Origin of the sequence: Xenorhabdus griffiniae, assembly GCF_015163655.1 — a bacterium.
Taxonomy (GTDB): Bacteria; Pseudomonadota; Gammaproteobacteria; order Enterobacterales; family Enterobacteriaceae; genus Xenorhabdus; species Xenorhabdus griffiniae.
Window position 1 is genome coordinate 24,052 of sequence record NZ_JADEUF010000009.1, and the last position, 13,522, is coordinate 37,573.

At 44.4% G+C, this 13,522-nt stretch carries 12 protein-coding genes; all 12 read right to left on the bottom strand.

Annotated features, from left to right (window positions below; all coding sequences use genetic code 11):
- Position 1: 1 nt before the first annotated feature.
- Entirely contained in the window at positions 2-1,099 is a 1,098-nt protein-coding gene (locus IQ211_RS03205) for a TDP-N-acetylfucosamine:lipid II N-acetylfucosaminyltransferase (RefSeq protein WP_189759394.1), read from the bottom strand.
- Positions 1,096-2,346, bottom strand: a complete 1,251-nt coding sequence (gene wzxE, locus IQ211_RS03210) for a lipid III flippase WzxE (protein WP_189759393.1) — start codon at positions 2,344-2,346, stop codon at positions 1,096-1,098. Before wzxE ends, IQ211_RS03205 begins: the two co-directional genes overlap by 4 nt.
- Position 2,347: 1 nt before the next feature.
- Positions 2,348-3,478, bottom strand: coding sequence for a dTDP-4-amino-4,6-dideoxygalactose transaminase (rffA, locus tag IQ211_RS03215; RefSeq protein ID WP_189759392.1), 1,131 nt, complete (start codon positions 3,476-3,478; stop codon positions 2,348-2,350).
- On the bottom strand, positions 3,465-4,193 hold the full coding sequence (gene rffC / locus IQ211_RS03220; protein WP_189759391.1) for a dTDP-4-amino-4,6-dideoxy-D-galactose acyltransferase: 729 nt from the start codon (positions 4,191-4,193) through the stop codon (positions 3,465-3,467). Before rffC ends, rffA begins: the two co-directional genes overlap by 14 nt.
- Complete coding sequence (gene rfbA / locus IQ211_RS03225) at positions 4,171-5,052, bottom strand: glucose-1-phosphate thymidylyltransferase RfbA (RefSeq protein ID WP_189759390.1); 882 nt, start codon at positions 5,050-5,052, stop codon at positions 4,171-4,173. Before rfbA ends, rffC begins: the two co-directional genes overlap by 23 nt.
- A gap of 17 nt (positions 5,053-5,069) precedes the next feature.
- Positions 5,070-6,140, bottom strand: coding sequence for a dTDP-glucose 4,6-dehydratase (rffG, locus tag IQ211_RS03230; RefSeq protein ID WP_189759389.1), 1,071 nt, complete (start codon positions 6,138-6,140; stop codon positions 5,070-5,072).
- Positions 6,137-7,399, bottom strand: a complete 1,263-nt coding sequence (gene wecC / locus IQ211_RS03235; RefSeq protein WP_189759388.1) for a UDP-N-acetyl-D-mannosamine dehydrogenase — start codon at positions 7,397-7,399, stop codon at positions 6,137-6,139. The genes rffG and wecC overlap by 4 nt, the downstream gene beginning before the upstream one ends.
- The gene (gene wecB, locus IQ211_RS03240; protein WP_189759387.1) at positions 7,396-8,526 is read right to left on the bottom strand and encodes a non-hydrolyzing UDP-N-acetylglucosamine 2-epimerase; all 1,131 of its coding nucleotides are present in this window, start codon (positions 8,524-8,526) and stop codon (positions 7,396-7,398) included. Before wecB ends, wecC begins: the two co-directional genes overlap by 4 nt.
- 71 nt (positions 8,527-8,597) lie before the next feature.
- Positions 8,598-9,668: an ECA polysaccharide chain length modulation protein gene (wzzE, locus tag IQ211_RS03245; protein WP_189759386.1), complete on the bottom strand. Its 1,071-nt coding sequence runs from the start codon at positions 9,666-9,668 to the stop codon at positions 8,598-8,600.
- Positions 9,669-9,698: 30 nt separating this feature from the next.
- Positions 9,699-10,787, bottom strand: coding sequence for a UDP-N-acetylglucosamine--undecaprenyl-phosphate N-acetylglucosaminephosphotransferase (wecA, locus tag IQ211_RS03250; RefSeq protein ID WP_189759385.1), 1,089 nt, complete (start codon positions 10,785-10,787; stop codon positions 9,699-9,701).
- A gap of 340 nt (positions 10,788-11,127) precedes the next feature.
- Entirely contained in the window at positions 11,128-12,387 is a 1,260-nt protein-coding gene (gene rho / locus IQ211_RS03255) for a transcription termination factor Rho (protein ID WP_074020680.1), read from the bottom strand.
- Positions 12,388-13,145: 758 nt separating this feature from the next.
- Positions 13,146-13,472 (bottom strand): thioredoxin TrxA, encoded by a 327-nt coding sequence (trxA, locus tag IQ211_RS03260; RefSeq protein WP_189759384.1) that lies wholly within the window; start codon positions 13,470-13,472, stop codon positions 13,146-13,148.
- Between the last annotated feature and the right edge of the window lie 50 nt (positions 13,473-13,522).

Here is a 13,522-nt window from a genome sequence, read left to right on the forward strand (position 1 = left end):
ACTACTCTCCAGATGCTTCCGACAGGGCGGTTTTCCACCCCTCAATGAAATGGGGATCAAAAAAAGCAATCGCCTTTTTATCGAGGGATAGCATCTGGCGCTGTGCTTCCTGCACCCAGTGTTTATTAAGTTCATCACCGTCAAACAGAACAGGGATCTGCTGCTCCGTTAAATCATGCCAGAATGGATTTTGACGGCTTAGAACAAACGGAATACCAAATTGAATCAGCAAACAGAGTGTTCCAATGCCTTGCTGACGATTGAAAATGAAATACCCCAAATCGCATTGGCGCAACAATGACAAATATTCATCAAAGGCCATTTGATCTTTTAAGATACGGACATTTTGCGCTGGAAATAACGACAACGCAGTTTGCTCCACGCTCTGGATATAGGCTTGGTTATTATCAGGATAGCCCATTGGGATTAGGACCCTAGCCTCATTTCCAAATTGGTGGTGGATCTTCTGCAAGGCTTCAATATGACGGTTAGACTGATCCCCTGAATTGCCCAATAAGATGGTAATTCCTTGCGGTGAGCACGTTTTCTCTGTCACTGTCAACGCAGGTTCCATCCGAGTTGGGAAATAGAGCAATGATGATGGCACATCAGGTTTGGCCCGACTTGAACGCAAATTATCCTGAAAAAAGTGCCGCAGATCACCACGCGTGGCAAAAATATGCCCCACCCGCTTTTGTGCCAAACGACGAAGCAGATAGAACAAACGGAATTTCAGTTGGCGAGATTCTTCATAGAGATCAGCGCCCCAAACATGCCAGAAGAATTGGTGTCGCTGAATTTTGCCGATTAATAAAGCCAACCACAAAGCAGCATTAAACTGCCCGTGGAAAAAGAAACGGACGGTTCTGTTTGCTTGCGCTTTCTCTACCACCGCCTGCGACAAGGCAGATTTGCTGTTATAAAGAGAAACAGCCAAATTAGGGTAATTCGATAACCATGTGTGGTCTTTAGACACCACCATAAAACACGGTTTGGCGGAAAAATGTATTTCCTGTGCCAAGACGTCATTAAAGAAACGCAGTAACGTTTGATTGTGATGTGGGATATCCGATCCCAAAACGTGAATTAGGGTTGTCATGCTCGCCTGCGATAAATAATAAATACGCTACAACAAAGAATGAAATAAACAATGTAAGTTACCATATATGACTGAGCAGCCCCCAATGCCCCATTTGCCGGTATCAGCCAATGAGAAAAGCCCGTCAGTAAAAGAAATTGGCTCACTTCAGTCAATATATAAAAACGCAGTGCAGCTTTCGCTATCACCAGATAACCAAAAACATAAGCGCCAACTTTCAATACGTCGCCCACTAACTGCCACGCAAACAGATCCCGCATGGCGATGAATTTGTCTGAAAATAACAGCCAAATCACAAAATCACGCAACAACCAGACAGAGAAACTGGCAGCAGCCACAGCAGGCAAGACAAATTTCAGCGCCTTCACAATCTCACTGGTAATTGCTTGCTTACTCTCCAGACGAGAAAGAGTCGGCAATAAATAGACAGTGAAGGAGGCGGTAATAAATTGTAAATAAGCATCTGAAATACTGCTCACTCCCTGCCAAATCCCTACTTCTTCCCAGCTATAACGCGCTGCCAGCAAGTTTCGCATCATGACATATGCAACGGGCAATGTAATAGAAGTTAGCAACGCCATAAGGGTAAATTTCCCCAGATGGCTGGCAATCGCACGATCCCATACAGGTTTCAGGGCAGAAAATGTAATCACCTTGCGATGCAGTATCATCAGGCCGGCAGGTAAAACCACCAATGCAGGCACCAATGCCAAGCCCGCCAATGCCCCTTCGTAGCCTCCCAGCCAATAACAGAGGCTATAAGCCAATACGCCTGTCAGGCTGCCCAAAATAATGGCTAACGCATTTCCTTTAGCATCTCTGAACCCTTTCAGGATTGCCAGAAAATAGTTGGCGTAAGAGATACCCATTTGAATAAATGCGAGCGCCTGCACAACAGTTTTGTAACGGGTGTGACCAAATAGGCCAGTACTGATAATTTCACTGAACAAGAGGAAGCTCACTGCCAGTAAGGTCGAAAAACCTAAAATTATCAAGGACGATGTACCCAATACGGCCCTGAGCCTTTCCGGTTGCTGATGATGTTCCGCCACATATTTAGTGACACCATTAAAAATTCCTGCCCCAGAGAGCACACCTAATACAGTAATGAGTTGGCGAAAATTACCTGCCTGTCCAACACCTGTTGGGCCAAAAGATACCGCCAGAAGTTTAATGACCAGCAACCCCACACCGATCTTGATCAATGTGGAGCCCGCTGTCCAAATAGAAGCTTTAGCAAGTGACATATCAGGCGAAAAATTCCTTGATACGATCGATAACGATTTGCTGTTCTGTATCAGTGATATTGTAGAACATTGGTAAGCGAACTAAGCGATCACTTTCGCGGGTGGTAAAGCGATCTTCGCCGTGGAAACGGCCACACTTCTCCCCCGCTGGGCTGGTATGCAATGCCACGTAGTGGAATACGCTCAGGATACCATTCTCTTTCATATAACGATTGAATGCGCTACGCTCTTCTACATCTTTGAGCTTGATATAGAACATATGGGCGTTGTGTTCCAAGCCTTCCGGGACAATTGGCAAAGCTAAATGCCCCGCGTCTGCTAATGGTTTCAGGGCTTGATAGTAGTTATCCCACAAAGTCAGGCGACGCTGGTTAATTTTTTCAGCAAGTTCCAGTTGTGCCCACAGGTAAGCCGCTTGCAAATCAGACAACAGATAGCTGGAACCGATATCACGCCATGTGTATTTGTCGACCTGTCCGCGGAAGAATTGACTGCGGTTAGTGCCTTTCTCCCGAATGATTTCAGCACGGGCAATCATGGAACTATCATTAATTAATGTTGCCCCACCTTCACCACCGGCTGAGTAATTTTTGGTTTCATGAAAGCTGAAACAACCAATATGTCCAATCGTGCCTAATGCACGGCCTTTATAGGTAGACATGACGCCCTGTGCGGCATCTTCTACTACATACAGGTTATATTTTTTCGCCAGTGCCATGATGGTATCCATTTCACAGGCTACACCCGCATAATGCACGGGTACGATAACACGGGTCTTTGCTGTAATGGCTGCTTCAATTTTGTTCTCATCAATGTTCATGGTATCAGGACGAATATCCACGAACACAATGGTGGCACCACGCAGAACAAAAGCATTGGAGGTCGAAACAAAGGTGTAGCTCGGCATGATGACTTCATCACCCTGTTGGATATCCAACAACATTGCTGCCATTTCCAGTGAAGCTGTACAAGAGGGTGTCAGCAATACTTTCGGGCAATTAAAACGCTGTTCCATCCACGCTTCACAGCGTTTGGTAAATTCGCCATCACCACACAACTTACCGCTAGCCATCGCCTGTTGCATGTATTCAAGTTCAGTGCCGACTACCGGTGGTTTATTAAATGGAATCATTTCGTCCTCTGTATAACCAATATGCGGTGCTTTCAATGATGGCACCACGACGTGTATAAAGACGCAACGCAGCGATATTACTTATTTGCGTAGCCACTCTCAGCCATTGTATCTGATGGTTATGACACCACTGTTGCGCCGCCGACATTAATTTTTTGCCAATCCCTTGATGATGATTGTCCGGTACAGCAGCCAGTAAGCCAATGCGTGCTTCGCTGTTACCTATGTCCCTTAAGGTGACAAAGCCCGCTATTTGACCTCGTTCATCATGGATAAGCAGGCATTCATGATCAAATGTACCTAAAACGGCTTTTTCAACCCAAGCAGCATAGAACCTGCCACTGTCATCCTGTTGATACCATGGTGCACGGAAGCGACTGGCGGTAAATACACGCGCTGCAACAGCCTTCAATACAGGGATATTTTCTTGTTTTGCCGAAATAGCTGTTCTTCCCGTATGAATGCCAGGAATATCTCCCGCCTCAACCGATAACCGTAAATCAACCTCACCTTCAACCAGTGAAAACCCGAAGGCAGAAAGCCCATCGATAATATCCGTTTGCTGGGCCGCTACTTTGGCTTGTACCAATGTATATTGGTCCAAATCAGCAACCGTCAACACTGCCGCTTCCGACGAAAAATTCAGGCGAGCCGTAGATAAATCAAAAAACTGGCTTTCCCAAGCCAAAGGTTCAAGGTTGGCGTGAATAGACATTGAGCAAATCCATCAGATAATTGCCGTAACCTGTTTTCGCCAAATCCGTGGCCGCTATTTTCAATTGCTCCTCACTGAGCCAACCATTACGCCATGCGATCTCTTCCAGACAAGCAATCTTAAAACCTTGCCGTTTTTCGACGGTCTGAACAAAAGTGCTGGCTTCAATCAGGCTGTCATGCGTCCCTGTATCCAACCAGGCAAAACCACGCCCCAATAATTCAACATTCAATTCACCGCATTCCAGATACATCTGGTTGATACTGGTGATTTCCAGTTCCCCACGCGGAGACGGTTTTACTTGTCTGGCGAAATCCACGACTTTGTTGTCGTAAAAATAGAGACCAGTCACCGCCCAATTGGATTTAGGCCGTACAGGTTTTTCTTCTATGGAAAGTACCCGATACTGCTCGTCAAATTCCACGACACCAAATCGTTCAGGATCCATCACTTGGTAACCGAATACTGTCGCTCCTGTTTTTCGGCCGGCGACATGTTGCAATTTCGGGCTAAATGCTTGACCAAAAAAGATATTGTCACCCAATACCAGACAGCAAGCATCATTGCCGATAAATTCTTCGCCAATCAGAAATGCCTGCGCCAGGCCATCAGGTGAAGGCTGTTCGGCATAACTAAGGTGGATACCAAATTGTTCACCACTGCCTAATAATCGTTTAAAAGCGGGTAAATCTTCCGGTGTCGAGATGATCAGGATATCGCGTATGCCCGACAGCATTAACACTGACAGCGGATAATAAATCATCGGCTTGTCATAAATCGGTAATAGCTGCTTTGATACGCCACGTGTTATTGGATACAAACGGGTGCCAGAACCCCCAGCCAGTATAATTCCTTTCATCTGCTCCCCCGATAGGCTTATTTATTTCCTAACCCAAGTCGTTCCCCTGTATAAGAGCCATCCTGAACTCTTTTCCACCAATTCTCATTTTCCAGATACCATTGCACAGTCTTGCGAATGCCGGATTCGAACGTTTCCTCAGGAGTCCACCCTAATTCACGCTCAATTTTCGCTGCATCAATTGCATAACGCATATCATGCCCTGGACGATCCGTTACATGAGTAATAAGATCGCGATAATATTCTACCCCAGCAGGTTTTTCGGGGCGCAGCTCCTCCAGTAATTCACAAATTGTTTCCACAACTTCGATATTTCGGCGTTCATTATGTCCACCGATGTTGTAGGTTTTGCCAGGCTCTGCCTTGGTGACCACCAAGTGCAACGCCCGCGCATGATCCTCCACATAGAGCCAGTCACGGATTTGCTCTCCCTTGCCATAAACCGGCAAAGGCTTGCCTGCCAGCCCATTCAGAATCACCAATGGGATCAGTTTCTCAGGGAAATGATAAGGACCATAGTTATTTGAACAATTGGTGATCACGGTCGGTAAGCCATAAGTACGGCGCCATGCCCTAACCAGATGATCGCTGGACGCTTTTGATGCAGAATAAGGGCTGCTTGGCGCGTAAGGTGTGATTTCCGTAAAGAAACCATCTTCACCGTGCAAATCGCCATATACTTCGTCTGTTGAAATATGGTGGAAGCGGAATTGGGTCTGTTTTTCCTGATCCAACTGTTGCCAAAATGCACGAGCCGCTTCCAACAAAGTATAAGTGCCGATGATATTGGTTTCGATAAAAGCGGCCGGCCCATCAATGGAACGGTCGACATGGCTTTCTGCGGCCAAATGCATGACAGCATCCGGTTGATATTGCTGGAATACACGATCTAAAGCATCACGCTGGCGGATATCAACCTGCTCAAACGCATAGCGGGGATGGTTGGCAACGGGAGCCAGTGATTCAAGATTACCGGCATAAGTCAGGCTATCAACGACAACGACACTATCTTCAGTTTGATTAATAATGTGGCGCACAACCGCAGAACCGATAAAACCTGCACCACCTGTAATAAGAATACGTTTCAACGCCAAACTCCTTTTGTATCAACAACCCATTTTTGTTTTATGGCAGAACCATGAATGGCTTTAAACTGGCGATGATCCACCAGCATCAAGACAACATCCGCTTCTTCTAATGCCTGATTGACATCCATTAATTCCACCTTATCTTTCAGTGAATTAGGCAGCTCATGCACATTGGGTTCAACCGCGATAGTTTGCCCTGCATGCCACTGCGCAACCATTTTTGTAATATAAACGGCTGGGCTTTCCCGCAAATCATCAATATTTGGCTTGAAGGCCAAGCCAAAACAGGCAATTTTAATTTCATTTGCCCGTTTGCCACTTTCAGCTAAACAGTCAGCAACTGCGGCTTTCACTTGATCCACAACCCACAGCGGCTTGCCATCATTCACCAAACGCGCAGTATGAATTAAACGGGATTGCTCAGGGTTCTGAGATACGATGAACCACGGATCGACAGCAATGCAATGCCCCCCTACACCAGGGCCAGGTTGCAAAATATTTACACGTGGATGGCGGTTTGCCAGACTAATTAGTTCCCACACATTGATTCCCTGTTCGGCACAGATTAAGGAAAGTTCGTTGGCAAAAGCGATATTAACATCACGGAAACTGTTTTCTGTCAGCTTGCACATTTCCGCTGTTCTGGCATTAGTGATAACACATTCACCTTCAAGGAAAATATTGTACAACTCACTCGCCCTGCGGGAAGATTTGGCTGTCATGCCCCCAACTACACGATCATTTTTGATCAACTCCACCATAACTTGCCCCGGCAAAACACGCTCAGGGCAATAGGCGATATCGATATCTGAGTTTTCACCCGCTTGTTGAGGGAATGAAAGATCTGGACGTACCGCGGCTAACCATTCAGCCATCTGCTCTGTCGCACCAACGGGAGAAGTGGATTCCAAAATAACCAAATCGCCTTTTTTCAAGACGGGTGCTATTGATTCCGCCGCAGAACGTACATAAGCCATATCGGGTTCATGCTCCCCTTTGAAGGGCGTCGGAACTGCGATCAAAAAAGCATCCGCTGTTTGTGGAACCGCCACGGCTTTCAAAAAGCCCTCTTCTACCGCAACTTTTACTATCTTATCTAAATCAGGTTCAACGATATGAATCGAACCACGGTTAATCGTCTCTACCGCATGTTGATTAACATCCACGCCAATCACCCTCTTTTGACGGGAGGCGAATGCCGCTGCGGTGGGCAAACCGATATAACCCAGACCGATAACAGAAATTGTTTCAAAACTCATAATGTCACCTGATTTTTTCTTAATGCATCAAGAATTCGCTGGCAAGCCCGACCATCACCATAAGGATTATGGGCATGGCTCATTTGTTGGTAGGCGTTAACATCCGTCAATAGACGCGTAACTTCCGCAACTATAGTTTGTGTTTCTGTTCCCACTAGCCGTACTGTCCCCGCAGCAACCGCTTCAGGTCGCTCAGTGGTATCACGCATCACTAAAACCGGTTTTCCCAAAGAAGGCGCTTCCTCCTGAATCCCTCCTGAATCGGTCAAAATTAAATAGGCATGATTCATCAAATAGACGAAAGGCAGATAATCCTGCGGTTTGATAAGGATAACGTTATCAATGTCATGCAAAATGCGCTTAACGGGTTCACTGACATTCGGATTCAAATGGACCGGATACACTATCTGGACATCAGGGTGCGCTTTGGCAATTTGTGCCAATGCTTCACAAATACGCTCAAACCCTTTACCAAAATTTTCCCGACGATGACCTGTCACCAAGATCATTTTTTTATTTAGGTTAAGGAAAGGATAAAGCTCGCTAAACTGCCCATACATGGCTTCGTCATTCATGATGCGATCACGCACCGATAGCAGAGCATCAATCACTGTATTGCCGGTAACAAAAATACGGTTTTCCGCAATGGATTCTTTTAAGAGGTTATTCCGGGAATTTTCCGTCGGTGCAAAATGGTACATAGCCAAGTGTCCGGCAATCTTACGGTTGGCTTCTTCCGGCCATGGTGAATAAAGATCCCCTGTTCTTAAGCCAGCTTCAACATGGCCTACCGGAATATGTTGATAGAAAGCAGCCAGACTGGTTGCCATAGTTGTTGTTGTGTCGCCATGCACCAGTACCACATCTGGTTTGAATTCTTCTAATACAGGTTTTATACCTTGCAGGATACGACATGTGATATCCGTCAGATCTTGTCCTTTTTGCATGATATTCAGATCAAAATCCGGCGTTATCCCAAACAGGTGCAATACCTGATCCAGCATTTCCCTATGCTGAGCTGTGACACACACTTTTGCTTCAAAGGCAGTATCCATAGCCAACGCATGTACCAACGGTGCCATTTTAATGGCCTCCGGCCGGGTACCAAACACAGTCAACACTTTCACAGTGACTCTCTTATTTTGTCAATCATTGCAGATACTTCCAAGAATGGGAATCAAAAACCTATCGTTTATAGCTACTTATGTGAACTATCAGAGCGAGGACGTCTTACCAAAGCAACACCGGAGCCAATCAACATGCCTACGGCTCCCCATAAAATCATCATGAAAGCACGGCGAGGGCTGTCTCGATTAACAGGTTCCTCCGGTGTTCTGAGATAGCGGTAAGTTAGGAAAGCGTCCTGCAAAGTCGGACCGACATTTAACGTAGCCAGCATCGCGATATTTTGATCATAATCGATGCTGTAGTCAGGACCTGTGGCTTCCAACGTTTCAATTTGGGCTTGCAGTAATGATGTACCCAACATAAACATTTTGGATTCAGGCAGTTCTTCGATAGGGATGTTTGTCTGATTACGGTGAATACCTTGCTTCTCAGCTACTTTCAGTGACTGCTGCAAGACATTCAATTCACGATTATATATAGCCTTTACCACCATCTCCTGACGTTTCACCACCGCTTTCATTGACTGGGTACGTGTCGCCCATGCCCCTTTAATTTCGTTGTTCAGGTGAGTGCTCGCCCGTTGGTTGGCGAATGCAATATATTGACGCAGAAGTTGATTGGCATCAACGGCGGTTTCTGCTGTCAATTTGATACTGTCATTTGATGATGTTTTATCATCACTACGCGTGATTTTAATAGCGTTGATCAATTCATCCAACAATACAGCATCCGCTTTGGCACGCTCTTCCTTGCGTTGTTTGTAATATTCGGAATGAAGCCAAAATTCACGACGGGTATCATACGCAGAAACCTGTGTCATGAATTCTTTGTATGCACCGTCTGGAATGGTCGGTAATTGCGCTTCTGGTGCAGCATTGATATGAGTATCCAAGTTACGCAGAAATTGTTGTTGCGAATAGTAGCTACCCAAATTATTCGTTGTCGGTAGGTCCACAATAGCGGTTGCGCTCCATTTTTGCTGCATCAAATAAGATGCACCCAGAGCAGCGGCAGCGAAAATTATTGCCAGTGCGATAATCCATATCTTTCCATGCCACAAAGCATAACACAGCGCCCGAATATCCAGTTCATGCTCTATAGCAGGTTGATCCTGTTTAGATTTCGTTTCTGAGTTTATCACTGCACAAAACCTCTTTGATTGTCGATGTCGTTAATGATGGCTTGCTGCCCGACGCATACGGCGCTTACACCGTTTGATAAAACGGGCTACCTTCCACGCTCTTTTGATGCAATAGCCATACAACATAAATGCAAGCAAAAATAATGCCAACATTATCCACTCGGGAACAAAACTTAACCACTCTCCAATCATTCCAATTGATGCCAACAGCGCCGCAACTAAAGTGATCAAAATAAATGCCTGACGAGAAGTAAATCCAGAACGCATCATCAAATGGTGAATATGCTGACGATCTGCTGCAAATGGGCTCAGTCCCTTACGCAATCGACGGTACATAATCGCAACCATATCCATCAGTGGAATGGCAATGATCCACAATGCTGTCACAGGATTAATAGAATAGTGTTCCCCTTGAGTCGTTTCAGTCAGTAGCCAAATTACAGTAAAACCAATTAAGGTACTCCCTGCATCACCCATAAATACTTTAAAACGCTTTCCCAGTAGGCCAAGGTTGAGGAAGATATAAGGCAAAATCCCAGCAATAAATGTAAAGCACCAAAACGCCAGCGCCATATTTCCATTTTCGTAAAGCAAAATCCCTAATGCACCAAATGAAACGCAAGATAATCCCCCCAACAAACCATCAATACCATCCATCATATTGAAAGCGTTAACGGCAGCCCAGATAGCAAATAGAGTCACAATATAGCTGAATGGTCCCAAGATCATTTCCCAAGGACCAAAGGAATTTCCTAAACTCTCAATTTTAAGATCAGCAAAAAACATCATACTAATGCCAACCAAGGCCTGAATAATTGCTCTAATCTTCACGCTGACATCAAAACGATCGTCTAGTACACCGACAAAAACCAGTATTCCGGCACAAGCCAAATATGGCCATTTGTGAGGGATAAACTCTTTTGTGATTGCAAACGCAAAACAAACACTAAAAAACAATGATATACCACCGACTAAAGGAATCAATCCTTGGTGACACTTACGGTAATTGGGCTTGTCAACCAAACCTATATTTTTTGCGACCTTACGCGCCATAAACAAAAACGCGAATGAAAATATAAAAATGTAAAAAATTTCGGCGCTCATCCTAGGAATATTCACAATAACAACTCTCTGTAAGATAACGATGGGCCATCTATTATCGATAGACTTATAGATGCTTGTAGCTATTGACCTATAAGTTGGTATTCACAAAATAAGGAGTTCTGCCATGCAAGAAAATCAACACATGGATAACGCTGGCCGTAGTACATGATCAATTACTGAATATTTGTAAGAAATTTACTTGGCATATACCCACTCGACCATCCAAATAAGATATGCAAAATATGTGCCACATCACTCAAGCGATGTAATAATATACAACCATAAAAAAACGCCACAAAACGTGGCGCTTAAGTTGTCACAGAAGGATCTTTTTTATCTTTATCGCAAAACTAAACTATGAGCGTTTCATAAAGTCGAAGAACTCTTCGTTTGTTTTTGTCATAGCCAGTTTGTTGATAAGGAATTCCATCGCGTCGATTTCACCCATCGGATGAATGATCTTACGTAAGATCCACATTTTCTGCAGCTCATCCTGTGCAGTGAGCAGCTCTTCTTTACGCGTTCCTGAACGGTTGTAGTCGATGGCTGGGAAGACACGTTTTTCCGCAATCTTACGGGACAGGTGCAATTCCATGTTACCTGTACCCTTAAATTCTTCGTAAATAACTTCATCCATCTTGGAGCCAGTATCAACCAACGCAGTCGCAATGATGGTCAAACTACCACCTTCTTCGACGTTACGTGCAGCACCAAAGAAACGTTTTGGACGATGCAAGGCATTCGCATCCACACCACCAGTCAAAACCTTACCGGACGCAGGAACCACAGTGTTATATGCACGAGCCAGGCGGGTAATGGAATCCAGCAGGATAATAACGTCTTTTTTGTGCTCAACCAGACGTTTTGCCTTTTCAATCACCATTTCAGCCACTTGAACATGGCGGGAAGCAGGTTCATCAAAGGTTGATGCAATCACTTCGCCTTTTACCAGACGCTGCATTTCGGTGACTTCTTCTGGACGCTCGTCAATCAGCAAAACCATCAGAACGCAATCTGGGTAATTATGAGCGATGTTAGCTGCAATATTTTGCAGCAGCATGGTTTTACCCGCTTTTGGTGGTGCAACAATCAAACCACGCTGACCACGACCAATCGGCGCTGCCAGATCCAGAACACGTGCTGTCAAATCTTCAGTAGAACCATTACCGCGTTCCATACGCAAGCGGTTGTTAGCATGAAGTGGAGTCAGGTTTTCAAACAGGATTTTACTGCGAGCGTTTTCAGGTTTATCAAAGTTGACTTCATTAACTTTCAACAAAGCAAAATAGCGTTCACCTTCTTTTGGTGGGCGGATTTTCCCTGAAATGGTATCACCGGTACGGAGGTTAAAGCGGCGGATTTGACTAGGAGAAACGTAGATATCATCAGGGCCTGCAAGGTAAGAACTGTCTGCGGAGCGGAGGAAACCAAATCCATCCTGCAATATCTCCAACACACCATCTCCGAAAATATCCTCTCCGCTTTTCGCATGCTGTTTGAGAATAGAGAAAATGATGTCCTGCTTACGCATACGAGCCAGGTTTTCCAGCCCCATATTTTCGCCGAGAGTAATCAACTCAGATACCGGCGTATTCTTTAATTCGGTAAGATTCATAATGGTGGGTTCTTTAACTCGGGGTATATCTCGAACTATGAACGTGAATGGTATGGCAGCATTATCGATGCCTGTTTATTTGTACCAGAAACAAATAACACCTTCCAACATATTAAATTATATTACAAGGCAATAGTTTGAAGTACTTAGATTGATTTCAAAATAAGGCTGACAAACTGTCAAAACTATCTTCTAACTATCTATGTGCCATATGTTATAACTATCTATAATATAGATACAATTTTATAATACGAACACTATTAAAGTTTAACAGTGGACACTATTTCAGCATACACATCTTTCAGCATAAACGTTTTTTTAACATAAGCACTGTTAGCAGATTCTATACCTAACACCTAGCACAAGAAGGAGAAGGCTCGACATAAAAATGCCTAGGATAAAAACACTCTGCTTAAAGATAGTTTAACATTAGGACGCTATGAGTGTACTAAGCTATATACTGGATTAATCGTATATAGACTCAGGAATTTTACCAAATGCGATATGTCATCAGATACTTCAGGTGACCCAGAGATAACAGATTTATCAGACACTACAAATTGTTTAGTATGTAACATGCTTAATGTCAACTCTTTATATCAATAAGCCTTTATATCGAATAAAGAATTCGCTCCAGCAAAGCTTCATACAAGCACATGGTCGCTAACTTACCATGCTTCGTAGCGGACGTCTAGCGGTCAATGAGATAAATCATCTCATACGCCAAACGTCCGTAATTACTGTGACCTGATTCTAAATTATAGGTGTGGTTCTAAAAACTCTTTCAGTTGAGTTTTTGACAAAGCGCCCACTTTTACAGCAACCTTTTCACCATCTTTAAACAGAATCATAGTTGGAATACCACGAATACCGTATTCTGGTGCTGTTGCTGGGTTGTCATCAATATTCAGCTTGCCAACTGTCAATTTTCCTTCGTATTCTGTGGCAATTTCATCCAGAATAGGGGCTATCATTTTGCAAGGACCGCACCACTCAGCCCAGAATTCAACGAGAACAGGACCTTGTGCTTTCAAAACATCGTTTCCAAAGCCAGCATCAGTCAGAGAGATAATATTCGCACTCATTTTTTGCTCCAAAAGTAATATCTTTTACAGTGTAAGTGTACATTAACCAA

Bases quoted from the DNA above. Each gene is read 5' to 3' on its own strand.
- IQ211_RS03205 (WP_189759394.1), bottom strand. From the start codon at position 1,099: ATGACAACCCTAATTCACGTTTTGGGATCGGATATCCCACATCACAAT.
- wzxE (WP_189759393.1), bottom strand. From the start codon at position 2,346: ATGTCACTTGCTAAAGCTTCTATTTGGACAGCGGGCTCCACATTGATC.
- rffA (WP_189759392.1), bottom strand. From the start codon at position 3,478: ATGATTCCATTTAATAAACCACCGGTAGTCGGCACTGAACTTGAATAC.
- rffC (WP_189759391.1), bottom strand. From the start codon at position 4,193: ATGTCTATTCACGCCAACCTTGAACCTTTGGCTTGGGAAAGCCAGTTT.
- rfbA (WP_189759390.1), bottom strand. From the start codon at position 5,052: ATGAAAGGAATTATACTGGCTGGGGGTTCTGGCACCCGTTTGTATCCA.
- wecC (WP_189759388.1), bottom strand. From the start codon at position 7,399: ATGAGTTTTGAAACAATTTCTGTTATCGGTCTGGGTTATATCGGTTTG.
- rho (WP_074020680.1), bottom strand. From the start codon at position 12,387: ATGAATCTTACCGAATTAAAGAATACGCCGGTATCTGAGTTGATTACT.
- trxA (WP_189759384.1), bottom strand. From the start codon at position 13,472: ATGAGTGCGAATATTATCTCTCTGACTGATGCTGGCTTTGGAAACGAT.